The following is a 16,105-nucleotide window of genomic DNA, read 5'->3' on the forward strand; positions in this document are numbered from 1 at the left end:
GGCTGAAGCCCATGGGGCGCGCGCGTGCACGGATCGTCGGAGCCGCACTCGCGATCGCCGGTGTCGCGGTCGCGCTGGCGGCCGGGACAGCGAGCCCCGCATGGGCTGGACCCGCGACGGCGGCCGCACAGGTCGCACCCCCGGCATCCGTCGCCTCCGTCGCCGCGGCGGGGGTCGACGACTTCTCGTTCTCGTCGATGACGGCCGACTACACCCTGACGCGGGCCGCCGACGGAACCAGCCGGCTGCGGGTCGTCGAGACGATCGTGGCGCAGTTCCCGGATGCGGATCAGAATCACGGCATCCGTCGGCAGATTCCCGATTCGTACAACGGTCAGCCCCTCCGCCCCGAGCTCATCTCGGTGACGGACGGCGACGGCACGCCGCGCCCGAGCGAGGTGGAGGATCAGGACGGTGTGTTCTCGGTCGTCTCGCGGTCGGACGAGTTTCTGCGCGGCGCGCAGACCTTCGTCCTCACGTACACGCTCGAGAACGTGACGTGGGTGTTCGGTGACTCCGGCCTCGAGTTCTACTGGGATGTGAACGGCGTCGACTGGGGACAGTCGTTCGGCCGTGTGACGGCTCGGCTGCACCTGGACGCGTCGTTGGCGGCATCCCTGACGGGGCGCATGTCGTGCTATCAGGGAGTGCAGGACGCGAAGGAATCGTGCGCGTCGATCTCGTCGACCCCGGATGCCGCGATCAGCGGTTCGGGTACGGTCATCACCGCCGTCGCCGACGACGTGCAGCCGCACCAGACCCTCACGATCGCCGTCGGGTTCGCGGACGGCACGTTCGCGACCTTCGACTCCGGATATCTTGCCTCCCCGTTCGGCTGGGGGCAGCTGGGTGCGGGGCTGCTCGCCGTCGGCGCGGGTGCTCTGGGTCTGCGTGCGCGGCGACGCGAGCTGGCCGATGAACCCGGTCGCCCGACGATCATCGCGGAGTACGATCCCCCACGGATCGTCGACGCGCTCGAGAGCGCCGTGCTGCTCGGGCAGCCGTCGAAGGCGATCCCGGCCGAAGTGCTGGAGCAGGCGGTGCGCGGCTCGATCCGCATCCTGGAGTCCGACGGGCGCGGCTGGGGCAAGCCGAAGCTGATCGCGGAGCTCGTCGACCGGTCGAAGTCGGACGGCGACGGGATGATGCTGCTGGACGGACTCTTCCCGGGCGGGGCGCCGGGGGCGCAGTACCAGTTCGGAAAGCAGGACACCAGGTTCTCCAAGGTCGCGCAGAAGATCCTCGCGGCGGCGGAAACGGAGCTGACCGCGCGCGGGCTGCGGCGGGCGGTGCCGCTTCGCGCCCGCTGGCTGCCGATCCTGCTCGCCGCCGCGGCTGCGGGACTGGCTCTGGGGTTGGGGTTCGTGGCGATCGCGGCCTACGTGCAGCCCGTCCTTCCGTGGACGGTGATCGGCATCAGCGTGGCGATCGCGGTCGTGGTGATCGGGGTGTGCTCCCGCAAGCCGCTGACGGCGCTCGGGGCCGAGACCCGCGATCATCTGCGGGGACTGGAGGAGTTCATCCGCTGGGCCGAGGCCGACCGCATTCGGATGCTGCAGTCGCCGGCGGGTGCCGAGCGCGTCGCGGTGGATGTGAACGACCCGCGCCAGAAGCTGGATCTGTACGAGAAGCTGCTGCCGTATGCGGTCGTGTTCGGCCAGGAGAAGCAGTGGTCTGCGGAGCTTGCGGTGCTGTACACGGCGGTGGGCGCGACGGGACCGTACTGGTACTACGGCTCCGGGGCCTTCGACGCATCGTCGTTCTCCGCCGGGATCGGTTCGCTCTCGAGCGCCGCGATGTCGTCGTCGTCGAGCTCGGGCGGGTCGGGCGGAGGCGGTTCTGCCGGCGGTGGCGGTGGCGGAGGCGGCGGCGGCGGGGTCTGAGCCGCCGTCTGAAGAACCGGCGTCAGGCTGTGTCGTCGTCGCCGGTGTCGGCCTCGAGGATGCTGCGGAGTGTCGCCACGTCGATGGTGGTGCGCTCGCCGTCGATCCGCTCGTGCAGGAGGAAGGGCAGGCCCAGCTCGTCGAGGTAGGCGATGGTCTTCTCGAGGCGGGGAACGACGTCGATGTGCTCGCGCCCGAACAGGGTGGCGATCAAGAGCGGCTCGCCCTGCTGGATGCTGCGGCGCAGCTCGATCGTCGAACGGCCCGTGATCCGATACAGCGCCTGCAGGATCGCGCTCGGAAGGTCGGGAGTGCCGTCGATGGTCAGGGAGATGGCGTCGTCGGGCATGGTGACATTCCATCACGGGGATGGGGTCCTCCCCGTTGTGATTCAGAACGGTGGTGGTTCGAACACGAGCGTGCGCGCGGGGCGGTCATCGTGCACGCGCCCGGTGGGGCTGGTCCATTCGAGGGTGCCGTCCGCTCGTTGGCGGACCCGCCAGGCGGAATGGTGTTTCAGGGTGTGATGTCGTCGGCACAGGTGCGCCAGGTTGGTCACCGCGGTCGGGCCGTCGTGTTCGCGTGCGACGGTGTGGTCGACGTCGCAGCGGGGGAGCGGCTGGCGGCATCCGGGGAAGCGGCAGTGCTCGTCGCGGGCGCGGAGCATGCGCAGTTGGTCGCGAGACGGGCGGTAGCGGTCGATCGCGAGGACGGCCCCCGTCGTCGGGCTGGTGAACAACCGATCCCACCCGGCGGCGGTGCCCGCGAGTTGCCGCGCGAGGTCGGGGTCGATCGGGCCGTATCCGGTCAGGTCGGCCGCCGCATCCGCGGCGCCGAGGAGACTCATCGCGGGAATCGTGACCTGGATGCGGGCACGGATCGCATCGGCCGCGGCGATGCTCTCGCTGCTCGCTTCGGCGGTGGCGTGTCCGCAGAGCAGGAGATCGAGTGCGACGTCGACGCGAACCTCATCCACGCGTCGCGTGTCGGGAGCCTTCGCGGAGGCGGCATCCGCGGTCGCCATGATCGTGTCCTCGTCCGCTACTGCGGGGCGAGGTGCGTCGAGGACGGCGCGTGCGAGCTGTGTCAAGCGGTCGTAGACGCCGTGAACGAGAGGGGCTGGGCCGGTGAGTCCGAGCTCGGCCATACCGTCCTCGCCGTCGTGGATCCAGACACGGCGCTGGCGGCGGGCGTCGTGGTGGCGCTCACCGATCGGCGTCGGATGAAGGGCGTCGGCGAGGCGTCGGGCGACGGGACGCAGTCTTCCGACCGTCTCGCGTTCGGCCACCGGCAGGACCGCCGTCTCATAGGCGGCGCGGGCGTCGTCGTCGGTCAGGCGGGCCCCGGCATCCGCGATCACCGCCGCGTGCGCGCGGCTGATCCGTCCGCTCGTGAGCGCATCGAGCGTCGCGGGAAAGCGCGTCACGAGGGTCGAGGCCTCATCCATCCGCGACTGGATCGTGCGATCGGACTGCCGTGTCGCCGCGCCGATCTCGGCGGCGATCGACCGGATCGTGATGTCGTCCGGAGCATCGTTATCGGCGCAGGCGGCGTTGCGCTGCGAGAGTGCATGCTGCTGCGCCGCATGCAGCAGCACCGCCTCCTCGGCCTGCAGCGACGCGATGCGTCGACGCCTGTCGACGAGGGCCTCGACGATGTCGCCGACGACCGCGCGCTCCTCGCGTGCGGTGGGGGACTCGGTGGTGGCCATGACTCAATTCTGCCCTCGACCTCCGACATCAGAGCGGGATAAGACCTGGTCAACGGCGCATTGTGGACAAACCTCGGATGCCCCCGTCTGGGGAGGAATCGGCGCAAGAGTAAGGGCCGGTCGGAGAGGCTTCCGACCGGCCCTTGTCCCTTGCACCAAGAGTGTCCTGCAATCACATGCCGGTAGCTGCCACAGCAAAACAACTACCGTGCGAGCACTCTATAACGGCCAGATAACGGCCACAAGGGGTTTCCGTTACCTTTTCGTGACTTCATACGAAAGTCGAAAGGTGCTGGCGTTTGCCGCGGCGCACGGCGACGGCCAAGCCCCGCGCGAGGGAGTTGTGAAGGGCTGAGATGGGACACTGAGCCATGCCCGTCCGCCCCGACATCGTCTGCATTTGCGGCTCCTCGCGCTTCGTCGCCGAAATGAGCGACGCGAACCGTGACCTCACCCTTCAGGGCGTCATCGTCCTCGCCCCCGGCGAGATGGAGGGCGCCGTCAGCGCAGAGCAGAAGGCCGTCCTCGATGCGCTCCACCGGCACAAGATCGATCTCGCCGACCGTGTGCTCGTCGTCAATCCCGGCGGCTACATCGGTGCATCGACTGCGGCGGAGATCGCCTACGCGCAGGCAGCGGGCACGCCGGTCTCCTTCACCGACCCGCCGGTGGATGCCGCGGGCACGATGAGCGCGGAACCGTGATCGCCCTCATCCCGTTCGAGCTCGACGGTGTCGTCCGCCACGTCGAACCCCGAACCGCCGGTCATGCCGGCCGCAGGTCCAGCAGGATGTCGGCATCGGCCGCGCCGGCATCGGCTGCCCGCATCACGGCTCGATGCTCCCCGTCGATCGGTCGGGGTGAATCATCGGCGATGGTGCGCGCTCGCTCGACGTCGTCGGACTCCATGGCATAGACGATGACCGGGCCGTCTATGCCCTCCAGGATCATCGCCGTCTCATGACGGATGCCTTCCGCCTCGAGTGAGGCGAGCGCCTCTTCGCGACGCGGACCGTCAACGGTGCGTAACCACTCCACAACGTGTTCGCGCTGGTCGGGGTCGATGCGCCGCGCGACGAGATGGATCATGTCCCCACCTTAGGTCGCCGAACCCATCCGATCTCCGGCCCGTGCCGAACAACACAGGTACCCCGACCCCGGCGGCAGGAGATCATCGTGACCACGCACACCGGCCGGCGCGCGTCGCTCGCCCTCGCCGCCCTCGCGGGTGTCGTCAGCGGGGCGGTGTTCCTCGGTGTCGCCGAGGTGCTGGCCCTGCTCGTCGCGCGCAGCGCCAGCCCGATCCTGGCGGTCGGCGGCTTCGTGATCGACATCGTCCCCCAGCCCTTCAAGGAGTTCGCGATTGCGACGTTCGGGGCGAACGACAAGATCGCCCTCCTCGCGGGGCTCGGTCTCGCCGTCGTCATCGCCTCGGCGATCGGCGGAGTACTCGAATACCTGCGCAGTCCCCTCGGCGTGGTGGTCGTCGCGATCGCCGGCCTGCTTTCCACCGCGGCCGTCGTCTCTCGCACCGGGGTCACGCCCCTGTCGTTCGTTCCTCCTGTGATCGGCGCGGTCGCGGCATCCGTCGTCCTCGTCGCGCTGGCGCGTCGCCTTCGGCGCTGGCGGCGACCCGTGCCCGCCCCCGACGCGATCGACGCCGCCCCGGACGACGCACAAGCCCTCGGTCGGCGCGGCTTCTTCCGCCTCGCCGGTGTCGCCGGGGTCTCCGCCGTGATCGTCGGCGTCGCGTCCCGCGTCGTGACGGCCGCGACCTCATCGGTCGACGCGATCCGCGATGCGCTGAAGCTGCCCGCACCCCGTCGAACGCTGACGGTGCCCGCCGGCGCCGAGCTCGACGTTCCCGGTCTCTCGCCGCTCTTCACGCCGAACGCCGACTTCTACCGCGTCGACACGGCGCTCACCGTGCCGGCCATCGACCCGTCGACCTGGCGCCTCGTCGTCGACGGCATGGTCGAGCGCCGCGTCGAGTTGAGCTTCGACGATCTGGTCGGCATGGGCCTGGACGAGTACGGCATCACCCTGACCTGCGTCTCGAACGAGGTCGGCGGCGGGCTGGTCGGAAACGCGCGGTGGCTCGGCGTGCCGGTCCGCGACATCCTGCGAATGGCAGGACCGCAAGCCGGTGCCGACATGGTGCTCTCACGCAGCGTCGACGGCTACACCGCGAGCACTCCGCTGTCGGCGCTCACGGATGACGGGCTCGACGCGATCCTGGCGGTCGCGATGAACGGCGAGCCGCTCCCGGCCGAGCACGGCTTCCCGGTGCGGATGATCGTCCCCGGGCTCTACGGATACGTCTCGGCGACGAAGTGGCTCACCGAGCTGAAGGTGACGACCTTCGCGGCCGACGAGGCGTACTGGACGCCGCGCGGCTACAGTGCCGAGGCGCCCATCAAGCTCTCCTCTCGTGTCGACGTGCCCAAGGTCGGCAGTCCCGTCGCCCCGGGGCGGGTCCCCGTCGCGGGCATGGCATGGGCGCAGCCGACCGGGGTCGCCCGCGTCGAGGTGAACATCGACGACACCGGCTGGATCCCGGCAACCATCTCCACGCCGGTGAACGACGAGAGCTGGGTGCAGTGGATGTACGAATGGGATGCCGCGCCCGGCACCCACTACATCGCGGTACGCGCCTGGAACAAGAACGGCCAGCTGCAGGAGCAGCAGCGTGCCCCGATCGCCCCGAACGGCTCGACGGGGTGGCACCGGGTTCTGGTCACCGTGTCGTCGTGAGCGCTCGTCCGCCGCGACGGAGCCCCGCGCGTGGGAATGTCGGCATGACGCCTCGTTGGACCCCGCTCGCGATCACCTATGTCGTGCTGGCGATTGCCGGCCTGGTCGGGACGTTCGCCTTGAACGTCTGGTCGGGTGCCTCGTCCGCCCGTGCGGCCCCGCGCTCACGCGCGATCGAGCTCGCGAGCACCTGGCCGCCGCTGGTCAGCAGCGCGCGGCGCCACGGGAGCGTCCCCTCGATCTCGATCTGGATCGACATGGACAGCACCAGCGTGGTGCGCAGCACCAGGTAGGCCGCGTGCGCCCGCCGCTCGCGGCGGAGCGTGCGCCACGCCAGCACGACCGCGATGACGAACCCGGAGACCATGGCCAGGGCACCGATCACCTCGAACACGATCGCGATGACGGTGAAGAACGGCTCGATGGATGCGGACATGATCGCCACTCTAGGGGCGAGCTCCTCCGGACGCAGCGCGACGCCCCCGCCCGACGGGGGCGGAGGCGTCGCGCGGGGGGAGGCTTACTTGAAAGCGTCCTTGACGTCCTCGCCGGCCTTCTTCACGTGGGCCTTGGCCTGCTCGGCCTCGCCCTCGGCTTCGAGGCGCTCGTTGTGCGTCAGCTTGCCGACGCCCTCCTTGACCTTGCCGCCGAGGTCCTCGGCCGCGTTCTTGATCTTGTCGTCGAGACCCATGATGTGTTCCCTTCTCTGGCCTTCTCCGGACTCCTGACCTCGACGCTACGAGGGCCGCCGGCGCGAGGGCAGTGGGTTGACGGGCTGGGATCGAGGGGGTAAACGGGCTACGCGCGATGCGTGACGGGATGCCGCAGCATCCCCATCGGGCGGGCGCCCGGCACCCCGGTGATCGGACGCACCTCCTCGAAGCCGAGCCGTCGGTACAGGCGCCGGTTGACCGGGGTGGACGACTCGAGGTACGCGCTCTGGCGCATCGCGTCGAGGGCGTCCAGGTGAGTCGAGAGCAGGCGTCCGCCGACGCCGCGGCCGCGGGCGCGTGCCGTCACGCCCACCTCGGCCAGGTACCAGTGCGGGGAGTCGGGACGTTGGCGCTCCAGGTGCGAGAACAGCGAGAGCGCGCGGGGGATGCCGCGCCATCCCAGGGCGCGCACGAAGTGCGGCGCCTGCCCGACGAGACGTCCGAGAGCGCCGTGCAGTGCATTCGGGCCCTCCCACACGGCGACCCCGAGGATCGAGCCGTCCCCGTCGCGGGCGAGGTCGACGGTTCCGGTCGTGAAGGCGCCGGCCGCCAGCATCCCATGGAAGAGGTGCGCGAGCCGTGTGCGCCGACGGCCCGGCGTCGGCACGATCGCGGCGAGCACCGGGTCGGCCTCGAAGGCTTCGGCCAGCACATCTGCGGCGGCGGGGAGGTCGCCGCGGCGGGCGGGGGGGATGGTGATCTCCGGTATGTCTCCTCCAATTGGTCCGAGTGGATAAAACTAGTATGAGGGGGACCGCCGGCCCCGACCCTGGAGGACGCTGTGAACGAAGCGCCATCGCCCCGCGCCTACCTGGGCGTGGACGATCGCCGCCGGCAGCTGCTCGACGCGGCGTGGGAGGTGATCCGCGACGGCGGCGCGACGGCGCTCTCGCTGCGGACCGTCGCGCAGCGCGCCGGGGTGGCGCACCGCGTGGTCACCTACGCGTTCGGGACCAAGAGCACGCTCGTCGCCGCGCTGCTCGAACGCGAGTCGGCGCGTGCGGTGGAGGCCGCCTGGGCGGCGCCGCTCGCCGAGGAGACGCTGGAGAGCGCGGTCGCCGCAGCGCTGCGTGCCTACCTCGACGACGTGCGGGCCGATCCGCGCCGGCACGAGTGCCTCGCCGAGCTGACGATCCTCGCGCGATCGTCGGGCGAGCCGGCGGATGCCGCCGCGATCGAGAGCGCCGCGGCGCTCACCGAGATCGGTGCCCGCCTGGAGGCCTGGCAGTCCGCACGCCCGGCGGCATCCGTGCGGGATATCGACGTCGTCGCCGCGGCGATCCTCGCCACCGCCGACGGACTCGCGCAGTGGTGGCTCGCGACGCGCGACGACGCGCACGCCGACGCCGTCATTGCCGTGCTCGCGAGAGCGTTCGTGACGCCGTGACGCCGTGACGGCGCTCAGGCGAGCGGGTCGTGCGGGAGCGTGTCGTCGGCGAAAGCGGGCCACGCCGGAAGGGGATCCTCCAGCCGCGCCCAGCCGGCGGCGCCCTGCTCCAGCTCGGCGTCGGTGAGCAGCGCGGCGTCCAGGGTCGCGACGACGGCGCCCGTCATGAGATCGAGTCCCGTGAGGGCGAGGTCCTGCGCCGTGAGGCTCGCCTCCATGCTCGCGTCTTGCGGGTCGATCCACATCGCCGAGCCGACCTGGTTCCAGCGGGCCAGGATGCCGGGGCGCGTCGCCAGCCGGCAGAAGCCGGCCGAACGCAGCAGCAGGCCGAAGCGACCCGTGTCGAGTTCGTCGAGGGCGGCGGCGAGGCGGGCCGGGTGGAACGGGCGCAGTCGTTCGTAGCGCACCGTCGATACCCGGGGATCGGTCATGTAGGGGTCGTGCTCGTCGTTCAGCGCCTGCACCCATCCGGGGCGCTCCAGCACCGAGCTCTCGTCGAACCCGCGAGGGTCGGAGCCGGCGAGGGCCTGGAGGTCCTCCGCCGGGCCGCGGGACAGGCGTACCCGTGCGCGCGGGGCGAGGTGGGAGGCGAGCGCCATGAGCACCGACAGCTCGGCGGTCTCCACGTGCTCCCAACGCACGAGACTGATGAGGGTCGCCGACTCGAGCAGCGTGACCGCACGTCGCGCTCGCGCGCCCGCGTCGCCGTCGCCGTTGCGGCGGCGCCCATCGAGCGGACTCGGGTCGCGCAGATCGTCCAGCATGTGCCGGGCGTCGACGACGCAGACGATCGGTGCAGGCGGTGTGCGCGTGACGATGTCCAGGTGCAGCACGTCCACGTCGATGTCCGCATCGATCACGAAGCGCTCGACGTCGTGCCGATCCCGCTCGAGCGTCACCGCGACGGGATCGCTCGGCGCCGCACCCGCATCCGCATCCTCGCGTCCAGCCGAGACGCGGAGGAGTGGTCATGAAGGTTCGTGCGTCCCTCAAATCCCTGAAGGAGCAGCCCGGCGCGCAGGTCGTGCGCCGTCGTGGTCGCGTCTACGTCATCAACAAGCTGAACCCGCGCTTCAAGGGTCGGCAGGGGTGACCGTCCCCGGTTGCGCAGCACCGGCATCCGTCGAGATCCGCTGCGCCGTCGAGAGCGACGTGGCGGCGGTCTGCGCCTTCGGTGCCGTGGTGCTCCCCGCGCACTACACGCCTCTCATCGGGGCCGATGCCGCACAGGAGCTGGTCACCGACTGGTGGAGCGCCCCCGCGACGCTCCGCGCCGTCGACGCCCAGGCGCTCTGGGTGGCACTCGATGCCGACGGGGAGATCGTCGGCGTCGGCGAGCTCGGCCACATCGGCGACGATCCCGTCATCTACAAGCTGTACATCGGCGCCCACCGCCGCGGCGAGGGTATCGGCGCGCTCCTGATCGACCGGATGATCGCGACGCTCGCACCGCGCACGCCGCGCGTGCTGATCGAGCACGTCGCCGCCAACGACCGCGCCGCGGCGTTCTACGAGCGCCACGGGTTCGTCGTCGACCATGTCGACGTGATCGACCCGCACGCCCCCGAGCGCGACGTCGTCTGGCGGGCCCGCGAGCTCGCCGCCTGATCGGGCGGCGCTCAGGCGAAGCGGTCGAGGTGGATGCCGGCGTACGCGAGCGCCGCGACGCTCTCGCCGTCCGTGATCTCGCCCGCGGCGATCATGCGGAGGACATTGCCGAACGGCACCCACCGCACGGCGTCGATGCCCTCCTCGTGTTGAGAGGCGTCGGCATCCGCACCCCGGGAGATGCCCTGCGCGAGGAAGACGAACTCGGGTGCGCGCGCGATGCCGTTGAGGGCGTTCATCCGCCCGAGCGCCGTCCAGCGTGCCGCGGTGATGCCGGCCTCCTCGGCGAGCTCTCGCTGCGCCGCGACGAGAGGGTCCTCGCCGTCCGAGCCGCCCGCCGGAACCTCCCAGGAGCGGCCGGTGGTGTAACGCTCGAGCGAGACGAGACAGACGCGATCATCGTCATCGACGGCGACGACGAACACGGCGGGATGCTGCATCTCCACCACGCCGTAGATGCCCTCGCCGTGAGGGCCGACGACATCGTTCTCCTCGACGCGGATCCAGCGGTTCTCGTACACGGTGCGCGATGCGCGCGTCTGCCACGTCATGCGCCCACCCTAGAACGGGCGAACGGCCCGGACGCAGAGTCCGGGCCGTTCGAGCGGGCGGTGGCGATCAGTACCAGCCCACGGACTCCGAGTGGTCCCATGCGCCGCAGGGCGTGCCGTAGCGGCCCGCGATGTAGCCCATGCCCCACGCGATCTGGGTCGCGGGGTTGGTCTCCCAATCGGCGCCGGCGGAGGCCATCTTGCTGCCCGGGAGTGCCTGCGGGATGCCGTACGCACCGCTGCTGTTGGCGGCGTTCACACGCCAGCCCGACTCCTTGTTCCACAGCGACACGAGGCAGGCGAACTGGTCGTCGCCCCAGCCGTAGTTGGCGGCAGCCATCGAGCGGGCGATGCCCTGGGCGGATGCCGGGTCGACGTTGACGTCGACCGCGGGACGCGACGAGACCGAAGCGGTCTTCGCGGCGGCCTCTTCCTCGGCCTTCGCCTTCGCGGCGGCTTCCGCGGCGGCAGCGGCTTCCGCGGCGGCCTTGGCCGCAGCCTCGGCGGCAGCCTTGGCAGCGGCCTCCTCGGCGGCCTTGCGCTGCACGGCGGCATCGAGCGCGGCGCGCAGCTGCGCGGTCTTGGCAGCGACGACCTCGGTCTCGGCCTTCGCGTCGGAGGTGAGGGTGGGGATCATCATGGCGGGCGTCACATCGAGTGCGCGGAGCTTCGTGATGAGGCCACCGAGCTTGTCGGTGTCGACGGTGGTGGCGGTGGTGCCGACGTCGAGGCCGGAGGCCGAGATGTCGATCGACACCTTCGCGGCGGCGGCGACGGCGCTCTGTGCGGCACTCATGGCGGTGACGCCGCCGGCGGTGATCGCGCTGAGCGGTGCGGAGCTGGTTTCGACGGTGACCGAGCCGGTGGAGGCGGCGGGAGCATCGCTCGCAGCGAAGGCCGGCAGGGCCCCCGCGGTGGTCGTGGCGGCGCCGATCACGAGGCCGAGGCCGAGGAGGGCGGATGTCACGGGGCGGTAAGGCAGACGGGGCATAAAGAGAGTACTTCCGGTGAATCAGCACCGCCCAGGCGCCGGAGCGCGAGCGGTGTGCGTCCTCGGGTGGACACGAAGGTCACAGCTTCACAACGTTTTCTGGACATCCCCGGCGCAGAACCTGAGTGATCCCTGAACGTCAACCGGCCGTCGGGGCGCATTTCCTCCGGGCCGTTTGCCACGGTCCGGGCCCTGTCCGCTGTCCTGACGGCGATATAGAGTCGCCTGCGACAGATCGTCATCGACAGGACGTCGCATAACGAAAAAGAGGCGAAAAAAATGGCATCCACTTCGGCATCCGAGATCGTCGACGCCGTCGGCGGTCCCGGAAACATCGCGAGTCTGACCCACTGCGCTACACGATTGCGCTTCCAGCTCAACGACGGTGAGAAGGTCGACAAGACCGCCGTCGAAGCTATTCCGGGAGTGCTCGGCGCGGTTCCGCAGGCCGGCGACCGTTTCCAGGTCGTGATCGGCGGCGGCGTGCAGACCGTCTACAACGAGATCATGGCGTTGCCCGTCATGGCCGGCGGCGCATCCGCCGGCGGCGGCGCGGACGAGAGCATCGCCGACATCAAGGCGCGCGAGCGTGCGAAGGGCCCCCGTGGCACCAACGCCTGGCTCGACTCGCTGTTCGAGTTCCTCTCGGACTCGTTCCGCCCCATCCTCGGCGCCCTCCTCGGCGCGTCGCTGTTCATCACGTTCATGGCGCTGGCGGCGACCCTCGGCTGGATCCCGGCGTGGAACGCGCCCGGCGTGGTGCTGCCGCCGTCGTGGGCGTTCGTCAACCTCATGTGGCAGTGCGTGTTCGTCTTCCTGCCGCTGATGGTCGCCTACAACGCGTCGCAGAAGATCGGGGCCGACCCGTGGGTGGGCTTCGCGATCATGGCCGTGACGATGCTCCCGGGCTTCGCCGGGCTCGGCAAGACCGCCGATGCGGTGCAGTCGACCTTCCTCGGCTCTCAGATCACGACGGTCCAGGTGTTCGGGATGCCGCTGACCATCTTCGACTACAGCTCGCAGGTCTTCCCGCCGCTGCTCATGGCGCCGGTGCTCGGCCTCGTCTACAAGGGGCTGAAGAAGGTGATCCCCGAGAACATCCAGCTGATCTTCGTGCCGTTCATCTCGATGCTGGTCATGATCCCGCTGACGGCGTTCCTCATCGGCCCGATCGGCGTGTACGCCGGTGCGGCGCTGGCGAACCTGCTCAGCTCGATCAACTCGTTCTCGCCGTTCATCTTCGCGATCGTCATCCCGCTCGCCTACCCGTTCATGGTGCCGTTGGGCCTGCACTGGCCGATCAACGCGATCATGCTCCTGAACATCCAGACCCTCGGCTACGACTTCATCCAGGGCCCCATGGGCGCGTGGAACTTCGCGTGCTTCGGTGCGACCGCCGGTGTGCTCGTCCTCGCCTGGCGGGAGAAGGACAAGCAGATGCGGCAGACGGCGACGGGCGCGCTCGCGGCGGGCCTGCTCGGCGGCATCTCCGAGCCCTCGCTCTACGGCATCCACCTGCGGTACAAGCGCATCTATCCGCGGATGCTCGTCGGCTGCCTCACGGGCGGTCTCATCATCGGCATCGGTTCGCTGGTGCTGGGTCTTCCCCACGGCATCACGACGCAGGCGTTCGTCTTCACCTCGCTGCTGACGATCCCCGCCTTCAACCCGATCGGGCTCTACCTGGTCGCCGTTGCCGGCGCGTTCGTGGTCGCGATGGTGCTCGTCATCATCTCGGGCTACAAGAACCCGGAGCCGGCCGATGCGGCCGTCGCGGCGGCCACGGCAGGCGCGGCATCCGTCGCCCCCGGTGTGGCGCGCGACAGCATCCCGGCTGTCGCCGGCGGCGCCGAGCTCGCCGGTGTCGCCGGTGAAGGCGCGGCGACCGCGACCGCGACCGCCCTGGCAGACCGTCCGGCCGCCGTCGGGGAGCTGATCCAGCTCGCCTCGCCGTTGGACGGAACCGTCGTCGCGCTCGACCAGGTGCCCGACCCCGTCTTCGCCGGCGGTGTCATGGGCCCGGGCGTCGCGATCGAGCCCACCGGTGACACGGTCTACGCGCCGGGTGCCGGCACGGTGGTGGCCGCTCAGCCGACCGGACACGCGTTCGGCCTGCAGCTGGACAACGGCGCCGAGGTGCTCATCCACGTGGGAATCGACACGGTCAACCTGAAGGGGGAGGGCTTCGACGTCAAGGTCAAGAACGGCGACCGCGTCGAGACCGGCACGCCGCTCGTCACCTTCGACCGCGCCGTGATCGAGAAGGCGGGCTACCCCCTGATCACGCCGGTGATCGTCCTCAACGGCGACACGTTCGACACCGTCGACCCGGTCGCCCTCGGCCCCGTCACGCACGGATCGCCGCTGCTGGACGTGCAGAAGAAGGCCTGACCGCTGCGCTCTGCGTTTCGACTCGCTGCGCTCGCTCAACGACCGGGGAAGGCCTCCCCGGTCGTTGAGTGAGGAGCGCAGCGACGAGTCGAAATGCGGTGACCCCGCCGTCAGCGCACCGCGGCGACCGCGTCCCAGATCGCGTCGGCGACCTCCCGCTTCGTGCCCGCCGCATCCGACACGACGGTGCCGGCGGCATCCAGCAGCAGCACACGATTGTCGGTCGCCTCGAAGCCGTGGGTCTCATCGACCCGGTTCACCGCCAGCAGGTCCACGCCCTTGCGCTCTCGTTTGCGGCGTCCCCGTGCCAGAAGCTCCGCATCGTCGGCCGCCGTCTCGGCGGCGAAGCCGACCACGATCTGACCGGGCCGGCGTGCGGCGACGAGTCCTGCGAGCACATCGGGGGTGGTCACCAGCTCCAGCCGCGGCACGCCGTCCTCCTTGCGCAGCTTTTCGCGCGAGACCTCCGCGACCCGGTAGTCGGCGACCGCGGCCACCATCGCGATGATGTCGGCGGCGGGCGCGGCATCCGTCATCGCCGTCTCCAGCTCGGCGGCCGTGCCGACGCGCACCATCGTGATGTGCGTGTGGCGGGATGCCGACGCGAGCACCCCTTCGTCCACGTGGGCCGCCACGAGCGTGACGTCGGCGCCGCGGTCGGCGGCGGCGAGGGCGAGCTCAGTACCCTGACGGCCACTGGAGCGGTTGCCGAGGAAGCGCACCGGGTCGATGGGCTCACGGGTGCCGCCGGTCGACACGGCGACCCGCAGGCCCGCGAGATCGGCGGGCGGCGGCGCGGCGATCGCCAGCGCCGCAGCGACGATCTCCTCCGGCTCCACCATCCGCCCGGGCCCGCTGTCGCCGCCCGTCAGCGGGCCGTCGGCCGGCCCCACCACGTGCACGCCGCGCGCCCGCAGCGTCGCGACGTTGGCCTGCGTGGCGGCGTGTTCCCACATCGCCGTGTGCATCGCGGGCGCGACGACGACGGGCGCGGTGGTGGCGAGCAGCGTCACACCGAGCAGGTCGTCCGCGATGCCCGCCGCCATCTTCGCGAGGATGTTGGCCGTCGCGGGGGCGATGACGATGAGGTCCGCGGAGGTGCCGAGGGCGACGTGGCGCACGCGCGCGACGTCGTCGTGGACACTGGTCGTGACAGGATTCCTGCTGACGGCCTCCCACGTGGTCGTCCCGACGAAGCGCAGCGAGTCCTCGGTGGGAACAACGTGCACCTCGTGCCCGTTGGTGACGAGGGCGCGCACGAGGTGCACCGTCTTGTACGCGCCGATGCCGCCCGTCACGCCCACGACAACGAACATGGTCCGATCCTCCCACGCCGCAGGCGTCGCCACGAGGAGCGGACGGAGAGGTCACGAGCACCGTGTGCACCGTCATCGTCCACGTCCCGCACGGCGATGGCGCGCCCGTACGGTTGCTCGCCGTCCGTGACGAGGACCCCGCGCGCTCGTGGGATCCGCTGGGCCCGTGGTGGCCCGAGCTTCCCGCTGTGCGAGGGGTGCGCGACCGTCGTGCCGGTGGTGCGTGGTTGGCGGTGGATGCCGAGGACGGCCGCGTCGCGGTGATCCTCAACCGCGCCGACGTGCTGGCCGCCGACCCGACGGGACGGGCCGAGCCCCCGATCTCCCGCGGTCGGATCGTCCTCGATGCCGTCGCCGGCCGCACCCCGGACAGTCCACCGCATGCGCAGGGGTTCAACCTCGTCGAGGCGACGGCCGCCGGCGCCCGTGTCACCATGTGGGACGGCGGCGCTCTGCGGCACGTGGAGCTTGCTCCCGGCATCCACATGGTCGCGCATGACGACGTCGACGACGAGGCGACGGCGCGCATCGCGGCGTGGCGCGCGGCCTTCAGCGCGCCGGCTGCCATCGACGGGCACTGGTGGGAGCCCTGGCTCGACACTCTCGAGCTGACGAGCGGACTGGGACCCACCGACGATCGCGCCATCGTGCGCGACAACCGTCCCTTCGGGTACCCGACCCTGTCGCTGCTGGTCGTCGCCGCCTCGCTCGGACCCGACGGCGTCGACGTGCGCTACGCGGAGTTCGACGAGCCGGGGCAGTGGAACCGACCCCGGCTCGCCTGAGCGTCTCGCGCCACC

At 70.7% G+C, this 16,105-nt stretch carries 18 protein-coding genes; 8 read left to right on the forward strand and 10 right to left on the reverse strand.

The genetic code is table 11. The features are described 5' to 3' along the window. Window positions 1–11: 11 nt before the first annotated feature. On the forward strand, window positions 12–1,883 hold the full coding sequence (locus tag BGN98_RS08175) for a DUF2207 domain-containing protein (protein WP_036288258.1): 1,872 nt from the start codon (window positions 12–14) through the stop codon (window positions 1,881–1,883). Between the two features lie 22 nt (window positions 1,884–1,905). On the opposite strand, the gene BGN98_RS08180 is transcribed toward BGN98_RS08175, so the two are convergent. Continuing rightward, window positions 1,906–2,232 (reverse strand): hypothetical protein, encoded by a 327-nt coding sequence (locus BGN98_RS08180; RefSeq protein WP_036288261.1) that lies wholly within the window; start codon window positions 2,230–2,232, stop codon window positions 1,906–1,908. Between the two features lie 42 nt (window positions 2,233–2,274). Further along, entirely contained in the window at window positions 2,275–3,594 is a 1,320-nt protein-coding gene (locus BGN98_RS08185; protein WP_036288264.1) for an HNH endonuclease signature motif containing protein, read from the reverse strand. Window positions 3,595–3,965: 371 nt separating this feature from the next. Here BGN98_RS08185 and BGN98_RS08190 point away from each other — a divergent pair, with 371 nt between their 5' ends. Next, window positions 3,966–4,298, forward strand: coding sequence for a hypothetical protein (locus tag BGN98_RS08190; RefSeq protein ID WP_036290937.1), 333 nt, complete (start codon window positions 3,966–3,968; stop codon window positions 4,296–4,298). A gap of 61 nt (window positions 4,299–4,359) precedes the next feature. Here the strand turns inward: BGN98_RS08190 and BGN98_RS08195 are convergent, their stop codons facing one another. Continuing rightward, the gene (locus BGN98_RS08195) at window positions 4,360–4,683 is read right to left on the reverse strand and encodes a DUF6176 family protein (protein ID WP_288120721.1); all 324 of its coding nucleotides are present in this window, start codon (window positions 4,681–4,683) and stop codon (window positions 4,360–4,362) included. Window positions 4,684–4,770: 87 nt separating this feature from the next. Between BGN98_RS08195 and BGN98_RS08200 the strand changes: the two genes are divergently transcribed. Next, window positions 4,771–6,348, forward strand: coding sequence for a molybdopterin-dependent oxidoreductase (locus BGN98_RS08200; protein WP_036290941.1), 1,578 nt, complete (start codon window positions 4,771–4,773; stop codon window positions 6,346–6,348). Between the two features lie 76 nt (window positions 6,349–6,424). Here the strand turns inward: BGN98_RS08200 and BGN98_RS08205 are convergent, their stop codons facing one another. From BGN98_RS08205 to BGN98_RS08215, 3 genes are all read right to left on the reverse strand, one after another. After that, entirely contained in the window at window positions 6,425–6,784 is a 360-nt protein-coding gene (locus BGN98_RS08205) for a DUF1622 domain-containing protein (RefSeq protein ID WP_288120722.1), read from the reverse strand. A gap of 84 nt (window positions 6,785–6,868) precedes the next feature. Then, entirely contained in the window at window positions 6,869–7,039 is a 171-nt protein-coding gene (locus BGN98_RS08210) for a CsbD family protein (RefSeq protein WP_036290850.1), read from the reverse strand. 107 nt (window positions 7,040–7,146) lie between these two features. After that, window positions 7,147–7,713: a GNAT family N-acetyltransferase gene (locus tag BGN98_RS08215; protein ID WP_288120724.1), complete on the reverse strand. Its 567-nt coding sequence runs from the start codon at window positions 7,711–7,713 to the stop codon at window positions 7,147–7,149. A 129-nt stretch (window positions 7,714–7,842) separates the two neighbouring features. Between BGN98_RS08215 and BGN98_RS08220 the strand changes: the two genes are divergently transcribed. Continuing rightward, on the forward strand, window positions 7,843–8,448 hold the full coding sequence (locus BGN98_RS08220; RefSeq protein WP_036290847.1) for a TetR/AcrR family transcriptional regulator: 606 nt from the start codon (window positions 7,843–7,845) through the stop codon (window positions 8,446–8,448). 14 nt (window positions 8,449–8,462) lie between these two features. Here the strand turns inward: BGN98_RS08220 and BGN98_RS08225 are convergent, their stop codons facing one another. Next, window positions 8,463–9,347: a GTP-binding protein gene (locus BGN98_RS08225; RefSeq protein ID WP_081768070.1), complete on the reverse strand. Its 885-nt coding sequence runs from the start codon at window positions 9,345–9,347 to the stop codon at window positions 8,463–8,465. Between the two features lie 71 nt (window positions 9,348–9,418). Here BGN98_RS08225 and ykgO point away from each other — a divergent pair, with 71 nt between their 5' ends. After that, a complete protein-coding gene (ykgO, locus tag BGN98_RS08230) occupies window positions 9,419–9,541 on the forward strand; it encodes a type B 50S ribosomal protein L36 (RefSeq protein ID WP_036290846.1) in 123 nt (40 codons plus the stop codon). Continuing rightward, the gene (locus BGN98_RS08235; RefSeq protein WP_051498889.1) at window positions 9,538–10,056 is read left to right on the forward strand and encodes a GNAT family N-acetyltransferase; all 519 of its coding nucleotides are present in this window, start codon (window positions 9,538–9,540) and stop codon (window positions 10,054–10,056) included. The genes ykgO and BGN98_RS08235 overlap by 4 nt, the downstream gene beginning before the upstream one ends. Window positions 10,057–10,067: 11 nt before the next feature. Here BGN98_RS08235 and BGN98_RS08240 read toward each other — a convergent pair whose 3' ends face one another. Both BGN98_RS08240 and BGN98_RS08245 read right to left on the reverse strand, forming a co-directional pair. Further along, on the reverse strand, window positions 10,068–10,607 hold the full coding sequence (locus tag BGN98_RS08240; protein WP_036290844.1) for an NUDIX domain-containing protein: 540 nt from the start codon (window positions 10,605–10,607) through the stop codon (window positions 10,068–10,070). A 67-nt stretch (window positions 10,608–10,674) separates the two neighbouring features. After that, window positions 10,675–11,598, reverse strand: a complete 924-nt coding sequence (locus tag BGN98_RS08245; protein ID WP_502687826.1) for an aggregation-promoting factor C-terminal-like domain-containing protein — start codon at window positions 11,596–11,598, stop codon at window positions 10,675–10,677. Window positions 11,599–11,877: 279 nt separating this feature from the next. Between BGN98_RS08245 and BGN98_RS08250 the strand changes: the two genes are divergently transcribed. Next, window positions 11,878–13,989: a glucose PTS transporter subunit IIA gene (locus BGN98_RS08250; protein ID WP_288120730.1), complete on the forward strand. Its 2,112-nt coding sequence runs from the start codon at window positions 11,878–11,880 to the stop codon at window positions 13,987–13,989. A gap of 110 nt (window positions 13,990–14,099) precedes the next feature. Here BGN98_RS08250 and coaBC read toward each other — a convergent pair whose 3' ends face one another. Further along, entirely contained in the window at window positions 14,100–15,305 is a 1,206-nt protein-coding gene (gene coaBC, locus BGN98_RS08255) for a bifunctional phosphopantothenoylcysteine decarboxylase/phosphopantothenate--cysteine ligase CoaBC (RefSeq protein ID WP_288120732.1), read from the reverse strand. A gap of 62 nt (window positions 15,306–15,367) precedes the next feature. Between coaBC and BGN98_RS08260 the strand changes: the two genes are divergently transcribed. Further along, a complete protein-coding gene (locus BGN98_RS08260) occupies window positions 15,368–16,090 on the forward strand; it encodes an NRDE family protein (protein WP_288120734.1) in 723 nt (240 codons plus the stop codon). Window positions 16,091–16,105: the final 15 nt, after the last annotated feature.

The organism is Microbacterium sp. 69-7, from assembly GCF_001897985.1.
In the GTDB taxonomy this organism is placed as follows: Bacteria; Actinomycetota; Actinomycetes; order Actinomycetales; family Microbacteriaceae; genus Microbacterium; species Microbacterium laevaniformans.